Genomic DNA, 16481 nt, shown 5'->3' on the forward strand with positions numbered 1-16481 from the left:
GGGGCGTGCTCCCATGAACATCCACGAATATCAGGCCAAGGAACTCCTGGCCAAGTTCGGCGCGCCGATCGCCGCCGGCCACGCCGCGTTCACGGTCGAAGAGGCCGTCGAGGCCGCCAAGCAGCTCCCCGGGCCGCTCTACGTCGTGAAGTCGCAGATCCATGCCGGCGGCCGCGGCAAGGGCAAGTTCAAGGAGCTGTCGCCCGAGGCCAAGGGCGGCGTCCGCCTCGCCTTCACCCTGGATGAGGTGCGCGCCCACGCCACCGACATGCTCGGCAACACGCTGGTGACGATCCAGACCGGCGACGCCGGCAAGCAGGTCAACCGCCTGTACATCACCGACGGCGCCGACATCGCCAAGGAGTTCTACCTCGCGCTCCTGGTCGATCGCGCCACCGGCCGTATCGCCTTCGTCGTCTCGACCGAGGGCGGCATGGACATCGAGGAAGTCGCCCACTCGACGCCTGAGAAGATCCACACCTTCGCGGTCGATCCCGCGACCGGCTTCCAGCCGCACCATGGCCGCGCCGTCGCCGGCGCGCTCGGCCTGACCGGCGACCTCGCCAAGCAGGCGACCAAGGTCGCGCAGTCGCTCTACAACGCGTTCCTGGAAACCGACGCCGAGCAGATCGAAGTCAATCCGCTGGCGCTGACCGAGCAGGGCAATTTGCTGGTCCTCGACGCCAAGGTGGCGTTCGACGGCAATGCGATGTTCCGCCACAAGGACATCGCCGAGCTGCGCGACGAGACCGAGGAAGATCCCGCCGAGCTCGAAGCATCGAAGTACGACCTGGCGTACATCAAGCTCGACGGCGACATCGGCTGCATGGTCAACGGCGCGGGCCTGGCGATGGCGACGATGGACATCATCAAGCTCAACGGCATGTTCCCGGCCAACTTCCTCGACGTCGGCGGCGGCGCCAGCAAGGAAAAGGTCACCGCTGCGTTCAAGATCATCCTCAAGGATCCGAACGTTAAGGGCATCCTGGTCAACATCTTCGGCGGCATCATGCGCTGCGACATCATCGCGGAGGGCATCGTCGCGGCCGCCAAGGAAGTGAACCTGCAGGTTCCCCTGGTGGTCCGCCTCGAAGGCACCAACGTCGCGCAGGGCAAGGAAATCCTCGCCAATTCCGGCCTCGCCATCGTTCCCGCGAACGACCTGGGCGACGCCGCCAAGAAGATCGTCGCCGAAGTCCAGAAGGCGGCCTGATTCGATCCGAAAGGGGGCGCGGGAACCGAAAGGCTTCCGCGCCCCTTTTCTTTTTCGACGATATAGCGGGCGGCTCACACGTTGGTCTTGCGTTTTGCCGCTTGACGTTAACGTAAGCGGTAACGACATTGCCGCCGAGGAGATGAGCTGATGAAGGTACTCGTGCCGGTCAAGCGCGTGCTTGACTATAACGTAAAGCCCCGCGTGAAAGCGGACGGGTCGGGGATCGACCTCGCCAATCTGAAGATGAGCCTCAATCCGTTCGACGAGATCGCCATCGAAGAGGCGGTCCGGCTGAAGGAGAAGGGCACCGTCACCGAAGTCGTCGTGGTCACCATCGGGGTTCCCAAGGCCGAAACCGACGTGCTGCTCACGGCACGCGCGATGGGCGCAGACCGTGCGATCCTGATCGCCGCCGAGGACGAAGTTGAGCCGCTCGGCGTGGCCAAACTGCTCGCCAAGGTCGTTGAGGAAGAGCAGCCTGGTCTGGTGATCCTCGGCAAGCAGGCGATCGACGACGATGCCAATCAGACCGGCCAGATGCTGGCGGCGCTTCTAGGCTGGCCGCAAGGGACGTTCGCGTCCAAGGTCGAAGTGAATGGCGAGCGTGTCCATGTCACGCGCGAAGTCGATGGCGGGTTGGAGACCGTGGACCTCAAGATCCCGGCGATCGTCACCACCGATCTGCGCCTCAACGAGCCGCGCTACGCCACGTTGCCCAACATCATGAAGGCCAAGTCGAAGCCGGTCGCGAAGAAGACCGTTGCCGATTACGGCGTGGACGTCACGCCGCGCCTCAAGACGCTCAAGGTCGCCGAACCCGGCAAGCGCCAGGCCGGCGTCAAGGTCGGCTCGGTCGACGAGCTGGTGGAACGCCTCAAGGGTATGGGAGTCGCCAAGTGAAGACGCTCGTCTGGGTCGAACACGACAATAAGAGCGTCAAGGACGCGACGCTCGCCACCGTAACCGCCGCATCGAAGCTGGGCGATGTCGATCTGCTCGTCGCCGGCAGCGGCGCGCAGGGCGTCGCCGATGCCGCCGCCAAGATCGCTGGCGCCGGCAAGGTGCTGCTCGCCGACGACGCAGCCTATGAGCATGCCCTCGCCGAAAACGTCGCGCCGCTCGTCGCCACGCTGATGCAGGGTTATGACGCGGTGCTGTTCCCGTCGACCACCACCGGCAAGAACGTCGCCCCGCGCGTTGCCGCTTTGCTCGACGTGATGCAGATCTCCGACATCCTCTCGGTCGAGGGCGCGGACACCTTCACCCGGCCGATCTATGCCGGCAACGCCATCGCCACCGTCCAGACCAGCGACAAGAAGCTGGTGATCACCGTGCGCGGCACCGCGTTCGAGAAGGCGGCAGGCGAGGGCGGTTCCGCCAGCGTCGAAACCGTGTCGGGCGAAGGCGACAAGGCCTTGTCGAGCTTCGTCGGGTCGGAAATCGCCGAGAATGCCCGCCCCGAGCTGACCAGCGCCAAGATCATCGTCTCGGGCGGCCGTGCGCTCGGCAATTCGGAGAACTTCCACGCGCTGATCGAGCCGCTGGCCGACAAGCTCGGTGCGGCGGTGGGCGCCTCGCGCGCCGCGGTCGATGCGGGGTATGTCCCCAACGACTATCAGGTCGGCCAGACCGGCAAGATCGTCGCTCCGGAAGTCTATGTCGCGGTCGGCATCTCCGGCGCGATCCAGCACCTTGCCGGCATGAAGGACTCCAAGACCATCATCGCCATCAACAAGGACGAGGATGCGCCGATCTTCCAGGTCGCCGACATCGGCCTGGTCGGCGATCTCTTCAAGATCATCCCAGAGCTGACCGAGAAGCTCTGAGGTTCGGCCGCACGAAAAGGGGGAGGGCGTCTCGAAAGAGGCGCCCTTTCTTTATGGCTCGCACAGATCGCTGACCTGCCACATTTTTAGGCAACCCTTCGCATCTGCGCGAAATTGACGCGTCGATATCCCACTGCATGCGGCGCTCGCCGCCTGACGCACCTCCCGCCCGAACTGGCACACTCCTTGCGACGTGTTCGCCGGGACAAAAGCAAGGGGGGCGAAGTGAAGCTCATCATCGCCATCATAAAACCGTTCAAGCTGGACGAGGTGCGGGAGGCGCTAACGGGGGTTGGCGTCACCGGCATGACCGTCACCGAGGTCAAGGGCTTCGGCCGGCAAAAGGGCCAGACCGAGATCTATCGGGGTGCCGAGTACAGCACCAACATGGTGCCCAAGATCAAGATCGAAGTCGCTGTCGCGGCGGACCTTTCCGACCGGGCTGTCGAGGCGATCCAGGCGGCGGCCAGCACCGGCGCGATCGGCGACGGCAAGATCTTCGTGCTCGATCTGGGGCAGGCGGTGCGGATCCGCACCGGTGAGATGAACGAGACCGCGTTGTGAGGAAGGGGGGCACCATGAAGCTATCGACCAAATTGGCCGCCGGGGCGGGGCTCGCCCTGTTCGCGGCGCTGCCGGCCTGGGCGCAGGACGCCGCGCCGGCCGCGACCGTCGACAAGGGCGACACCGCCTGGATGATGACCTCGACCATCCTGGTCCTGATGATGATCCTGCCGGGCCTGGCGCTGTTCTATGGCGGCCTTGCCCGCACCAAGAACATGCTGTCGGTGATGACCCAGATCGGCGCCGTCGCCGCGCTCGCCATGCTGGTGTGGGTCATGTGGGGCTACACGATGGCCTTTGGTCCCGACTACACCTCCGGCCTCAGCAACGTCATTTCCAACTTCGACAAGCTCTTCCTCAAGGGCGTGACACCGGCGTCGCAGGCGGCGACCTTCACCGCCGGCGTCGAAATCCCGGAATATGTGTTCATCAGCTTCCAGATGACCTTCGCCGCGATCACGATCGCACTGGTGCTGGGCTCGGTGGTCGAGCGCATCAAGTTCTCCGCGGTGATGGTCTTCGCGCTGGTGTGGCTGACGATCGTCTATTTCCCGATCGCGCACATGGTCTGGGCCGCCAGCGGCCTGTTCTTCAAGATGGGCGCGCTTGATTTCGCCGGCGGCACGGTGGTGCACATCAATGCCGGCGTGTCGGCGCTGGTGCTGGCGCTGCTCCTGGGCAAGCGGCTCGGCTATCCGACCGAGCGCATGGCGCCGCACAGCCTGACGCTCACCATGGTCGGCACCGGGCTGCTCTGGGTGGGCTGGTTCGGGTTCAACGCGGGCTCTGCGCTCGAAGCCAACGGCTCGGCCGCGCTGGCGATGATCAACACCTTCGTCGCAACCGCGTCGGCAGGCCTCTTCTGGATGCTCGCCGAGCGTTTCTCGGGTCACAAGGGTTCGGCGCTCGGCTTCTGCTCGGGTATCATCGCCGGGCTGGTCGCGGTCACTCCGGCGGCGGGCAATTCGGGTCCGTTCGGCGCGATCGTGCTCGGCGCCATCGCGTCGATCGTCTGCTTCGTGTTCGTGACGGTGGTGAAGCCCAAGCTTGGCTATGACGACTCGCTCGACGCGTTCGGCATCCACGGCATCGGCGGCATGGTCGGCGCGATCGGCACGGCGGTGGTCTACGCCCCCTCGCTGGGTGGCCCCGGCGCGGCCGATTACGACATGGGTGCCAAGCTGCTGGTTCAGATCGAAGCGGTGGTCACCACCATCGTCTGGGCCGGAGTCGGCACCGCCATCGCCTATTTCGTAGCCAAGGCAGTCACCGGCGGCCGTGTCGCGCCCCAGGTCGAGGTCGAAGGCCTTGATCTCGGCGAGCATGGCGAGCGCGCCTACAACTACTGACGAGTTCGGGGCGCCGCGCATCTCCTGCCGCGCGGCGTCCCACCTGAGGTTCCTCCTGCGGACATACTGGGCCGGTGGTTTACGCCACCGGCCCTTTTTTTGTTGGATTTGAAGACTGCGTTTGGCGTCAACTAGATAGTCGCGCTGCCCGCCAAGACGTCCAGCAGCGGCCGGATACCCTCGATGTCGTAGCCTGCGCCCGCCGCCTTGGCAGTCAGCGCGTCGGGATCGCCCCCGCGGCTCGCCTGCGCCAGCGCCCAGAGGTTGCACGACCGTGTCCCCGACCGGCAATAGGCCAGCACCGGCCCCTTCGCCTGCTCCAGCGCTTCGGCCATCGCCTCGACCTGCGCCGCCGAAAAGCCGGCATGCGTCACCGGGATTTCCGAATAGGCAAGCCCCGCCGCTTCCGCTGCCTGGCGGATCGCATCGCCCGCAGGCTGGCTCAACTCCTCGCCGTCGGGGCGATTGTTGATGATCGCCGTGAACCCGGCCTGCGCGAGGGCAGGCACCTCCTCCGGCGAAATCTGGGGCGCCACCGAAATCTCGTCGTCGATCTTGCGGATCATGCCGCCTCCCGGATCACTTGCAGAAAGGCCGAACCATAGGCTTCGAGCTTGCGCGCGCCAACGCCGGAGATGCGGCCCAGCTCCGCCAGGCTTCCCGGCTGGCTCATCGCCATGTCGCGCAACACTGAATCATGGAAGATCACATAGGGCGGCAGCCCGGTCTCCTGCGCGATCTCGCGCCGCTTGGCCCGCAGCGCCTCGAACAGCGGATGGCCGACCGGATTGGCCCCGCCACCGGCCGCTCCGCGCTTCGACCGGCGCTCGCGCTTGGGCGGCACCACCAGCTTCAGCCCGGCCTCGCCCTTCAGGATGGGTTTGGCGGCCGGCCCGAACTCCAGCCCACCATGCGCGTTCGTGCGCAGCGCGTCGCGCAGCAGCAGCGCGCGCGATACCGGTTTGAGCAGGGCCGCCTCCTCGCCATCGACGATGCCGAACACGGAGAGTTTCTCGTGTCCGTTCATCAGGCTCCGTTCGCTCGACTGGCCCAGCAGGATGCTTTCGATATAGCCGGTGCCGAACATCATCCCGGTGCGGAACACGGCCGACAAGAACTTCTGCGCGACCACGCCCGCGTCCACGGCTGCGGGCGGCAACAGGCAATTGTCGCAATTGCCGCACTGCTCCGGCGTGTTCTCTTCGCCGAAGTGTCGCAGCAGGATCCGGCGCCGGCACTCGGCGGTCTCGACCAAGGCGCCCAGCGCCGTCAGGCGCGCGCGCTCGCCCGGCTGCCGCCCAGGCTCCACTTCGCCGATCCGCTGGCGCGCCCGGGCGAAATCGTCGGCGCCCCAGAACAGGTGAGCGACCGCGGGATCGCCGTCGCGCCCGGCCCGGCCGGTCTCCTGGTAGTAACCCTCGATCGACTTGGGCAGCCCGGCATGCGCGACGAAGCGCACGTCGGGTTTGTCGATCCCCATGCCGAACGCGACGGTGGCGACCATGACCATGTCCTCGGAAGCCACGAACGCGGCTTGGTTGCGTCGCCTTACCTGCGCGTCGAGCCCGGCATGATAAGCGAGAACGGAGCGTCCGGTTTCCGCCAGCTTCTCTGCCAGCTTCTCCACGCCGGCGCGGGTCTGGGCGTAGACGATGCCAGGGCCGGGATTGTCGGCCATCACGTCCATGACCTGGCGCGTCGTGTTCTCGCGCGGCGCGATCGTGTAGCGGATGTTGGGGCGGTCGAACCCGGCGACGATCATGCCCTCGTGCGGGATGCCGAGCTGCTCGCAGATGTCGGCGCGGGTGTGGGCGTCGGCGGTCGCGGTCAGCGCCAGCCGTGGCACACCTTCGAACCGGTCGAGCAGCGGCCGCAGCAGGCGATAGTCGGGGCGGAAATCATGCCCCCATTCGGAAACGCAATGCGCCTCGTCGATCGCGAACAGCGACAGGCGCGCCTGCCCCAACAGATTGCGGAAATACTCGCTCGAGGCACGCTCGGGTGCGACATAGAGGAGGTCGAGGGCGCCCGCGCGAAAGCGCTGGATCGTCTCCTCGCGATTTTCGTCGACGCTGGTCAGCGTGGCGGCGCGGATACCGACCGCTTCCGCCGCGCGCAGCTGGTCGTGCATCAGCGCGATCAAGGGCGAGACGACGACGCACGTTCCCTCGAGCGCCAGCGACGGCACCTGATAGCAGAGCGACTTGCCCGCCCCGGTGGGCATTACCGCCAGCGTGTTGGCACCCCGCATGACACGCCCGACCACCTGCTCCTGGACCCCGCGGAACCCTGGAAAGCCGAAGGTGGAACGTAGAATATCGAGCGGATCGGCCATCGGGCATGAACTAGGGCTGCGCAGCGATGCTGTCGAGGCGCCGCTTGGGTGTCGGCAGCGGGCACTCACAGCTTTTCGCCGCAGTGCCCTTGCCGCTGCGCGCCGCGCCCGCCAAAGCAGCGGATAATGACGGTAAGCGTGGACATGGGGGTAGACCAGGGCGGGGCGTCCGTTGGCATGGACCTTGAGGAACTCCTCGCCACCCGTCTTCTGGTTCAAGGCAATTCGGGATCCGGCAAGTCGCATCTCCTGCGCCGCCTGCTCGAAAAGAGTGCCGGACACGTTCAGCAGGTCATCATCGACCCCGAAGGTGATTTCGTCACGCTGAGCGACCGCTACGGCCACCTCTCCATCGAAGCCGCCGAACATAGCGAACGAGACGTCGCCCGCTTCGCCGCGCGTATCCGCGAACACCGCGCCTCCGTCGTCTTAAGCCTCGAAGGGCTGGAGGCGGAAGGCCAGATGAAATGCGCCGCAGCCTTTCTCAACGGCATGTTCGATGCGCCGCGCGAGCATTGGTACCCGGCTCTGGTCGTCGTCGACGAAGCGCAGTTGTTCGCACCCGCCGGCGGCGGCGAAGTCGCCGAGGATGTCCGTCGTGCCTCGTTGTCGGCGATGACTAACCTGATGTGCCGCGGCCGCAAGCGCGGCCTCGCCGGCGTCATCGCCACCCAGCGCCTCGCCAAGCTTGCCAAGAACGTCGCTGCCGAGGCGTCCAATTTCCTGATGGGCCGTACCTTTCTCGACATCGACATGGCCCGCGCCGCCGATTTGCTCGGCATGGAACGCCGCCAGGCCGAGGCGATCCGCGACCTGCAGCGCGGCACCTTCCTTGCGCTGGGCCCTGCCGTCGCGCGCCGCCCCGTAGCGATCCGCATCGGCACGGTGGAAACCTCCGCGCGCAGCTCCAGTCCCAAGCTTACCCCGCTGCCCCAGCCGGCGAGCGAGGACATGAAGGAGCTGTTGCTCGCCCCCGCCGAGCCCAGCTGGTCTCCGCCCGAGCCATCCGCACCAGCGGTGCCCGCCCAGGCGCGCTCCGAAACCCTGCTCCAGGCGCTGGCGCGGTCGGTGCCCTCTGTCGCCGAGACTACCCCGGACATGGAGCCGGAAGAAGCCGAAGGTCATGTGACCGACGTGCTGCGGGCGATCGTATCGGACGCCGAATCCGCGTTCCGCTCGCCTTCGGTGCTCTACCAGGACTTCCTGGTCCGCTGCCGGATGGTCGGGCTCGCCCGCCCGCCACTGGATATTTCAGCCTTTACGCGCCGCCTGTCCGCCGCCCGGGCGGGCATCCACGGCGATCCCGACGCGGACTGGGCGCAAGCGCTTGAGGCGGCAAAGGCTCTTCCCGACGATATGCTGGGTCCCTTCCTGCTGGTCGCCCGTGCTGCGCGCGAGGGGGAGCCGTGCCCCAGCGACACTCAAATCGCCGCGACCTATGGGACCAGCTCGCTCGGTCGGGTCCGCCGGCTGCTGCAATATATCGAAAGCCGCGAATTGTTCGTCACGCGGATCGATCTAGCCGGAAAACGATCGATCACGATCCCTCGGCTTGGCTGGACGACGCAGCCTTCCGAATCGAACTGAAGCGTTCCGGTGAGACCGGCAGATTGCGCAGCCAAGCTTCGGTGGCGGCCGCATGCGTCACTGGCAGCATGTGCCCGCCATCGATCAGCGTCAGCGAAGCGCCGCGGATCTCGCGGGTGGTCTTCTCACCGTTCAGCTTGGGATCGAGCACCTGGTCTTGGCGCCCGAACAGGATCGCCACCGGTAGCTGCAGATCGGCGTAGCGGGCCTGCAGCTTCGACATTTCCGGTGACGCCTGCAGCAGCTCGAACGACCCGGCCAGATAGCTTTTCGGCCGCAGCGCCAGTGCGCCACCGCCGCGTGTGGCGAAATCAGCGGGCACTGGATCGGGCGCGAATACAGCCTGGGCGGTCTTGGCGCTGCTGAGGGTACCGGCGGGAACTGCGAGCAGCCAGGCGATGGCGCCACGAACCGGCGGCGGCGCGAGCAGCCCCAGAAAGGGCCTGGGAACGCGCTCGACGCGCTGGCTTAGCGGAGCGATCAGCGCCAGCCCGCGCACCAGATCAGGCTGGTCGAGCCCAAGCGCCAGGGCGACGGCGCCCCCAAGTGAATGGCCCACGACCAGAGGCTTATGAAGCGAGAGCTGCTCGATCAGCGCCGCCAGCATCTTGGCCTGGGCCGTGATGCCGGGCCGTGGCCCATCCAGTGCGGAGTGACCCCACCCGGGACGGTCCACCAAGATGACTCTGTAGTCGGTCGTGAGGCGCTCGGTCAGCGAGTGCGAGAAGTTGCGCAACTGCCCCATCAGCCCGTGCACCATCACCAGCACAGGCGCGTCCTTTGGTCCCAGATCGACATAATGCAGCCGCGCGCCGGGCACGTCGATGAACTGGCCGTCGGGCGGCACCAGTTCCTCGGCCTTGCGCCCGGCATAAGCCGACCAGCTGGCGAGCCCGGTGCCCGCCACCGCCGCGATCCCAAGAGGTAACAGCATCGTTCGCATCAACCTTCCGCCACGCGCCTGGAAGCACTAGGGGTTCTTCAGCAGCAACGCGCCAGCAAGCAAAGGTGCCCGATGACGAACGTGATCGACAATAAAGAAGAACAGCGTTTCGAACTCGAAGTCGATGGGCACACCGCCTTCGCCGCGTACGACAAGGATGGCGACATCGTGGTGTTTACCCATACGGTCGCGCCCACGGAATTGCGGGGGCAGGGCGTCGGCTCACGCTTGGTCGAAGGCGCGCTGAGCCAGGTCCGGGCCGCCGGGGGCAGGGTGCGGCCGCTCTGCACCTTCGTCGCCGGCTATATCGCCCAGCATCCCCAATGGGGCGATCTGCGCGCCTGACCGCTTATTCGGCGGCCAGGTTTTCACCTTCTTCGCGCTCCCGCGCCTGGCGAGTCCACATTTCGGCATACAGGCCGCCGCGCCGCATCAGCTCGGCGTGGGTGCCCTGCTCGACGATCCGGCCGCTTTCGAGCACGACGATCCGGTCGGCATGAACGACCGTGGAAAGCCGGTGCGCGATCACAATGGTCGTGCGTCCGCGCTCGATCGCTTCCAGCGTCGCCTGGATATCCGCCTCGGTACGGCTGTCGAGCGCACTGGTTGCCTCGTCCAGGATCAGGATCGGCGGATTTTTCACTAAAGTGCGTGCGATCGCGACGCGCTGCTTCTCGCCGCCCGAAAGCTTCAGCCCGCGCTCGCCGACCCGAGTGTCGAATCCTTCCGGCAGCGCCTGGATGAACCCTGCAATGGCTGCGCCGCGTGCGGCATCGGCGATGTCCTCCGATGTCGCGTCCTCGCGACCATAGGCGATGTTGTAGCCGATCGTGTCGTTGAACAGCACGGTATCCTGCGGAACGATGCCGATCGCCGAGCGAAGCGACTGCTGGGTCACCTCGCGCACATCCTGACCGTCGATCGTGATCCGCCCGCCGGTGACATCGTAGAAGCGGTACATCAGCCGGGCGAGCGTGGACTTGCCTGCGCCCGAAGGCCCGACCACTGCGACGGTCGCACCCGCCGGGATATCGAGGTCGATGCCCTTCAGGATCTGGCGGTCGGGATCATAGCCGAAAGCGACATCTTCGAAGCGAATGTGGCCTCGCGCCACGCGCAGGGGCTGCGCGTCCACAGCATCGGTCACTTCGGCTGGCGTATCGATCAGGTCGAACATAGCGCCCATGTCGATCACACCCTGGCGTATCGTGCGATACACCCAGCCCAGCATGTCGAGCGGACGGAACAACTGGCTAAGCAGCGTCGATACCAGCACGACGTCGCCGGCGCTGAATCGGCCCGAGCTCCAGCCGAACACGATCAGCGCCATGCCGCCTCCCAACATCAGGTTGGTTATCACGGCCTGGCCGATGTTCAGCCAGGCCAGCGAGTTCTCCGACGTCACCGCCGCGTTCATGTACGCCGCCATCGCCCGGTCGTAGCGCTGCGCCTCGCGCGCTTCGGCGTTGAAGTATTTCACCGTCTCGAAGTTGAGCAGCGAGTCGACCGCGTGCGCGACCGCGCCGGTATCCAGGTCGTTCATCTGTTCGCGCAGCTTCGAACGCCAGTCGGTCACCCAGCGGGTGAAGGCGATATAGACGACCACCATCACTGAGGTGCCGATAACCAGCCACATGCCGAACCGCGTGCCGAAGATGCCTAGCACCAGCCCAAGTTCCAGGATCGTCGGGGCGATGTTGAACAGCAGGAAATACAGCATCGTATCGATGCTCTTGGTGCCGCGCTCGACCACCTTGGTGATCGCTCCGGTGCGCCGCTCCAGGTGGAAGCGCAAAGACAATTGGTGGAGGTGGCGGAACACGTCCGACGCCAAACGGCGCGACGCGTCCTGACCGACCTTTTCGAACACCGCATTGCGAAGATTGTCGAAGATGACTGCGCCCAGCCGCGCCGCGGCATAGCCGGCGACCAGCGCGATCACGAGCCAGAGCGCGTCACGCGATCCATCGGCCATATGGTCGATCGCGCCCTGAAGTGCGAACGGCGCGCCATAGACCTGCACCAGTTTGGAGATCAGCACGAGCACCAGCGCGACGACGATCCGCACGCGCAATTCGGTGGCGTTGCGCGGCCACAGATAGGGCAAGAAACGCTTCATGGTGCCGAGCAAGGGCCGCTCGGGCGCGGAGGTTTGATTCAGGGGAGGCATTAACCCTGGATTTGGGGGCTCGAGCGCCGTCGCGCAACGTTTCGTCGGAACGGGCCGGACTTCGCTTCGTTCTAATGATCGGAAGGAACGTGCAATGGACCAGATCTTCTACGTCTTGGCGATCATGGGCTGCGGCGACGATGCGGGGCTTTGTCAGCAGGCGCGCGTGGAGCCGGTGCGCTACACTTCGGTAGCGGCATGCCAGGAGGCGATGCCGGTCGCACTTCAGCGCAACGCCGATCTTTCCTTTCCGGTAATCAGCGCGACTTGTCGCCGCGATGGGCCGCAATATGCCCGCAACGAAAGCAATCGCCGCCAGAATGGCGGCTGAGCCTCAACGCGGGCGCGTCCAGAGATCGTCAGGGCGAGCGACGTTTCCATAGAGGCTCGTACGTGCACGCGCCTGTCCATAGGCACGGACGATCCAACCCAGCTTCTCGGCCGACGACGTCGTGACCCGGTGATCCCAGGCATGCTCGCCGCGTACGGCGACCTTGCGAGCGATGTCGCCATAGATACCGGCGGCGGCGAGCACGGCCCAGGCCGACCGGAAGGAGAGGGCGGGAGTCCCGCCCCGCGCGCTTTGCTCGAACGCCTGCGCGCGCTCGGCCAGCCTTTGAGCGAGCACCGTCAGCCGCGAACGGAAGGGCGGCTTCATGTGCTGCCCCGACGGAATGTCCATCTCTACCAGCCACTCGACCGGCAGGTAGCACCGGCCGACCTGGTCGTCCTCTTCGATGTCGCGGGCGATGTTCGAGAGCTGGAACGCCATGCCCAGGTCGCAGGCGCGGTCGAGTACCGCGTCGTCGTCAGGTGAAACGCCCATTATTACCGCCATCATGCACCCGACCGCGCCGGCGACGTGATAGCAATAGCGGTAGAGGTCGTCTTCGCTGCGCGGTCGCCAGTCCTCCGCATCGAGTGCGAACCCGTCGACAAGATCGTGGACGAAGCGGTGCGGCATGTTCGTCTCGGCGACGACGATCCGCAACGCATCGAACGCCGCGTCGCCTACCCACTGCCCTGCCAGGGCTGCTTCGGTGCGGATGCGGATCGCCGCCAGCCGCTCGGCAGGATCGGCCACCGCGCTCATGCCATGGCCATGATCCTGCCCGTCGGCCAGATCGTCGCACGCCCGGCACCACGCATAGAGCAGCCAGGCACGCTCACGCGTCGCGCGGTCGAATAGCCGGCTGGCCGCCGCGAAGCTCTTCGAGCCGCGTCCGATCGACTCCCCCGCGGTCGCGACGATCGCGTCGCGGCCCGGGGTCACAGGTCGTCGCGCTTCATGTGGATGATCGGCGTGGTAGGTTCGAAGCCGCGCATTTTTTCGAGCAGCCGATCGAGATCATCGTCGGCGAGCAGGATGCCCTGGTGCTGCGGGCGCAGGAAGCCGACGCTGCCCATCTTCGCCACGAATTCCAACAAACCGTCGTAGAAGCCGGCGACATTGAGCAGCGCGACCGGCTTGGCATGATAGCCAAGCTGCGCCCAGCTCATTGCCTCCCACAATTCGTCCATCGTCCCGGTGCCGCCCGGGATGGTGAGGAACCCGTCTGAAAGCTCGGTAAAGCGCGCCTTCCGTTCGTGCATCGTGTCGACGACATGGAGCTCGCTCAGGTTGCGATGCGCGACTTCGGCATTGACCAATGCTGTCGGGATCACCCCGATGACTTTGCCCCCGGCTTCCAGTGCGCTGTCGGCCACGGCGCCCATTAATCCCAGCTTGCCGCCGCCATACACGACGCCGATGCCGCGCTCCGCCAGGCTGCGGCCAACCATGCGTGCGGACTCGATGTAGACCGGATCGGCCGGGGTGGCCGATCCGCAATAAACCGCGACGCGCTTCATCGATTTCCTTCCAGCATCAGTGCCGCCGTAGCCTTGGCGCTGCCGACCACGCCGGGGATGCCGGCTCCCGGGTGCGTGCCGGCGCCGACGAAATACAGGTTCGAGATCGCCTCGTCGCGATTGTGGACGCGGAACCAGGCGCTCTGGGTCAGCACCGGCTCGAGGCTGAAACCGGAGCCGAGATGGGAGCGCAGGTCGCGCTCGAAATCGGGCGGGGCGTAAGAGAATTTGGTGACGATGCGATCGCGCAGACCGGGGATCAGCCGGCGCTCGATTTCGGCGAGAATACGCTCCTCCAGCACCGGTCCGACCTCGTCCCAGTTAGCCGGGAACTTGCCCAGATGCGGCACGGGCGCCAGCGCGTAGAAGGTCGAGTGACCCTCCGGCGCCATGCTGGAATCGGTGGCGGTCGGGTGATGGAGATACAGCGAGAAATCCTCGCTCAGCACCCCGTGCTTGTAGATGTCGTCGAGCAGCCCCTTGTAACGCGGGCCGAACAGGATCGAGTGATGCGGCACCTCGGGGCAAGCGCCACGCACCCCGAAATGGACCACAAACAGCGATGGCGAGAAGCGCTTGCGCTCCAGCCGCGCCGCGGTGCGCTGGGCACTGCGCGAGTCCTTGAGCAGGTGCCGGTAGCTGTGCACCACCTCGGCGTTGCTGGCTACCGCATCGACCGGCAGCTCGAACCCGCCTTCGGTGCGTACGCCGGTGACTCGGTCGCCCAGCGTGTCGATCGCCGCGACAGGATCGTTCAAGCGGAGCACGCCGCCCAGCCGCTCGAAGTGCCGCACCATGCCCGCGACGAGCTGGTTGGTGCCGCCCTTGGCGAACCAGACGCCGCCGTCACGCTCCAGCTTGTGGATCAGCGCGTAGATCGCGCTGGTCGCCATCGGATTTCCGCCGACCAGCAGCGTGTGGAACGACAGCGCCTCGCGCAGCTTCTCGTTCTTCACGTAGCTGGAGACCATCGAATAGACCGAGCGCCAGGCCTGCGCCTTCATCAGTGCCGGCGCCGCCTTCACCATCGCGCTGAAGTCGAGGAACGCGACATGGCCCAGCTTTACATAGCCCTCGCGGTACACCTCCTCCGAGTAGCGCAGGAACTTGCGGTATCCCGCCACATCGTCCGGGTTGAGCCGGGCGATCTCCGCCGCCAGCTGCGCATCGTCGTTCGAATAGTCGAACATCGTACCGTCGGGCCAGGAGAGGCGATAGAAGGGGGAAATCGGCAGCAGCGTCACGTCTTCGGCGATGTCGTGCCCGGACAGGCGCCACAGCTCGGCCAGCGCATCGGGCGCGGTGATCACGGTGGGACCACCGTCGAAAGTGAAGCCGTCGCGTTCCCAATAATAAGCGCGGCCGCCCGGCTTGTCGCGGGCCTCCAGGATGACGGTATCGACGCCGGCCGACTGCAGCCGGATCGCGAGCGCAAGCCCGCCAAACCCTGCGCCAATGATTGCAACCCGCTTCATGTTCTTCCCCGCAAGGCTTGGACCGCGCGTCCGATCGGTACCGGCGGCTTTCCGCTCAGGACCCGCACCCGGTCCCACACAGTCGACTGTCCGGCATAGAAGCGGGCTATGAGGCCTGCGTCCAGCCGATAGAAGCGTTCGAGCACCTTGTATCGCGCTTCGGGATCGGCGGCCTTGAACAGCATCCGGCTGAGCATGCGGTAGAAACCGCGCGCGCGCCACGTTCGCCGGGCGTAGCCATGCAGGAGCTCGTGCAGCGCCGCGCCCTCCAGCGAGGCCGTGTCGGCGATCAGCGCGGCGGTGCGCACCGCGTCGGGCAGCGAATAGCTGGTGAGCGGATGGAACAGCCCGGCGCGGACGCCAGCCTTGGCCACACCCTCGCCGCCGCTGCGCCAATAGGCATCGAAATCGCCGCCCATCACCACCGGCAGCGCGCCGGCTTCCTCGCGCACCACCCGCTCGACCTGCCAACCCTGGCGCGCGGCGTGCAGGGCGATGCGCTCGCGCAGCGCGGGAGTGTCGATATCGGCGGTGTCGCTGTAATAGGTATCCTCCACGAACAGTCGGGTCGGCGTGAACGGAAGCGTGTAGACGAAGCGGTAGCCGTCGAGCTGCGGCACCGTCGCATCCATCACCACCGGATGCGCCACCGCGTGCGGCTCCGTCAGCTCCAATTCGCAGCCGAGGAACTTCTGCCAGCCGAGCTCGAGCGTCGACAGATCCGCGGCGCCGCGGCAATCGATCACGCCGCGCGCTTCCACCAGCCCTCCGCCGGCAAGCTGGACGCTGGTCGGCGTCACCGTCGTCACTTCACGGCCCAGCAGCAGTGCCTCGCGCGGCAGGGTGCGGCGCAGCACCCGGTCGAAATGGCGCGACTCGATCGAGTAATAGCGCGCCCGCAGCGACCGCGAATGCCCCGGAAACGCGACGTCATAGCCGGCCCAGCCATGCCCGATCAGCGGCGCGACCAGCCAGCTGTGCGCGGGATCGATGTCGGAGGCGAAGAACGACCAGAGATGGTTGCCCCCCAGCCGCGCCGAGCTCTCGATCACCCGCACGTCGCAATCCGGTCGCCTGCGGCGGAGCGCCAGCGCGATCAGCCCTCCCGCAAGGCCGCCGCCAACCACCGCGACGTCACAACTGATCCTTGCCGACATGGGCCGCG

General features: G+C 66.2%; 16 protein-coding genes. 8 read left to right on the forward strand and 8 right to left on the reverse strand.

From position 1 onward, the window contains the following. The first annotated feature begins 13 nt into the window (after positions 1-13). The 5 genes from sucC (at position 14) to LZ586_RS11670 (ending at position 4955) form a co-directional block, all read left to right on the forward strand. The gene (gene sucC, locus LZ586_RS11650; RefSeq protein ID WP_235076464.1) at positions 14-1213 is read left to right on the forward strand and encodes an ADP-forming succinate--CoA ligase subunit beta; all 1200 of its coding nucleotides are present in this window, start codon (positions 14-16) and stop codon (positions 1211-1213) included. Positions 1214-1363: 150 nt separating this feature from the next. Further along, entirely contained in the window at positions 1364-2116 is a 753-nt protein-coding gene (locus tag LZ586_RS11655; RefSeq protein WP_235076465.1) for an electron transfer flavoprotein subunit beta/FixA family protein, read from the forward strand. Then, entirely contained in the window at positions 2113-3042 is a 930-nt protein-coding gene (locus tag LZ586_RS11660) for an electron transfer flavoprotein subunit alpha/FixB family protein (RefSeq protein ID WP_235076466.1), read from the forward strand. Before LZ586_RS11655 ends, LZ586_RS11660 begins: the two co-directional genes overlap by 4 nt. A gap of 225 nt (positions 3043-3267) precedes the next feature. After that, a complete protein-coding gene (locus LZ586_RS11665) occupies positions 3268-3606 on the forward strand; it encodes a P-II family nitrogen regulator (RefSeq protein ID WP_235076467.1) in 339 nt (112 codons plus the stop codon). Positions 3607-3620: 14 nt separating this feature from the next. Next, positions 3621-4955 carry an ammonium transporter gene (locus LZ586_RS11670; protein WP_235076468.1) on the forward strand — a complete coding sequence of 445 codons (1335 nt, stop codon included), beginning with the start codon at positions 3621-3623 and terminating at the stop codon, positions 4953-4955. A gap of 131 nt (positions 4956-5086) precedes the next feature. Here the strand turns inward: LZ586_RS11670 and LZ586_RS11675 are convergent, their stop codons facing one another. Both LZ586_RS11675 and recQ read right to left on the reverse strand, forming a co-directional pair. Continuing rightward, positions 5087-5521, reverse strand: coding sequence for a TIGR01244 family sulfur transferase (locus LZ586_RS11675; RefSeq protein WP_235076469.1), 435 nt, complete (start codon positions 5519-5521; stop codon positions 5087-5089). Continuing rightward, positions 5518-7290: a DNA helicase RecQ gene (recQ, locus tag LZ586_RS11680; RefSeq protein ID WP_235076470.1), complete on the reverse strand. Its 1773-nt coding sequence runs from the start codon at positions 7288-7290 to the stop codon at positions 5518-5520. The genes LZ586_RS11675 and recQ overlap by 4 nt, the downstream gene beginning before the upstream one ends. A 126-nt stretch (positions 7291-7416) precedes the next feature. On the opposite strand from recQ, the gene LZ586_RS11685 reads away from it, so the two are divergent. Then, positions 7417-8877: an ATP-binding protein gene (locus LZ586_RS11685; protein ID WP_235076471.1), complete on the forward strand. Its 1461-nt coding sequence runs from the start codon at positions 7417-7419 to the stop codon at positions 8875-8877. On the opposite strand, the gene LZ586_RS11690 is transcribed toward LZ586_RS11685, so the two are convergent. Beyond that, positions 8828-9811 (reverse strand): alpha/beta fold hydrolase, encoded by a 984-nt coding sequence (locus tag LZ586_RS11690; protein WP_235076472.1) that lies wholly within the window; start codon positions 9809-9811, stop codon positions 8828-8830. The two genes, LZ586_RS11685 and LZ586_RS11690, sit on opposite strands and share 50 nt — an antisense overlap. Before the next feature lie 81 nt (positions 9812-9892). Between LZ586_RS11690 and LZ586_RS11695 the strand changes: the two genes are divergently transcribed. Beyond that, entirely contained in the window at positions 9893-10165 is a 273-nt protein-coding gene (locus LZ586_RS11695; protein ID WP_235076473.1) for a GNAT family N-acetyltransferase, read from the forward strand. Positions 10166-10169: 4 nt separating this feature from the next. Here the strand turns inward: LZ586_RS11695 and LZ586_RS11700 are convergent, their stop codons facing one another. Further along, positions 10170-11990, reverse strand: coding sequence for an ABCB family ABC transporter ATP-binding protein/permease (locus LZ586_RS11700; protein WP_235076474.1), 1821 nt, complete (start codon positions 11988-11990; stop codon positions 10170-10172). Positions 11991-12084: 94 nt separating this feature from the next. Here LZ586_RS11700 and LZ586_RS11705 point away from each other — a divergent pair, with 94 nt between their 5' ends. After that, a complete protein-coding gene (locus tag LZ586_RS11705) occupies positions 12085-12321 on the forward strand; it encodes a hypothetical protein (RefSeq protein ID WP_235076475.1) in 237 nt (78 codons plus the stop codon). 3 nt (positions 12322-12324) lie between these two features. On the opposite strand, the gene LZ586_RS11710 is transcribed toward LZ586_RS11705, so the two are convergent. The 4 genes from LZ586_RS11710 to crtY are packed head-to-tail and all read right to left on the reverse strand — an operon-like array spanning position 12325 to position 16473. Continuing rightward, on the reverse strand, positions 12325-13263 hold the full coding sequence (locus tag LZ586_RS11710) for a phytoene/squalene synthase family protein (RefSeq protein ID WP_235076476.1): 939 nt from the start codon (positions 13261-13263) through the stop codon (positions 12325-12327). Continuing rightward, complete coding sequence (locus LZ586_RS11715; protein WP_235076477.1) at positions 13260-13841, reverse strand: TIGR00730 family Rossman fold protein; 582 nt, start codon at positions 13839-13841, stop codon at positions 13260-13262. The genes LZ586_RS11710 and LZ586_RS11715 overlap by 4 nt, the downstream gene beginning before the upstream one ends. Continuing rightward, positions 13838-15316 carry a phytoene desaturase gene (locus LZ586_RS11720; protein ID WP_235076478.1) on the reverse strand — a complete coding sequence of 493 codons (1479 nt, stop codon included), beginning with the start codon at positions 15314-15316 and terminating at the stop codon, positions 13838-13840. The genes LZ586_RS11715 and LZ586_RS11720 overlap by 4 nt, the downstream gene beginning before the upstream one ends. Further along, entirely contained in the window at positions 15313-16473 is a 1161-nt protein-coding gene (gene crtY, locus LZ586_RS11725) for a lycopene beta-cyclase CrtY (protein ID WP_235076479.1), read from the reverse strand. The genes LZ586_RS11720 and crtY overlap by 4 nt, the downstream gene beginning before the upstream one ends. Positions 16474-16481: the final 8 nt, after the last annotated feature.

The organism is Sphingomonas sp. S2-65 (genome assembly GCF_021513175.1).
In the GTDB taxonomy this organism is placed as follows: Bacteria; Pseudomonadota; Alphaproteobacteria; order Sphingomonadales; family Sphingomonadaceae; genus Sphingomonas.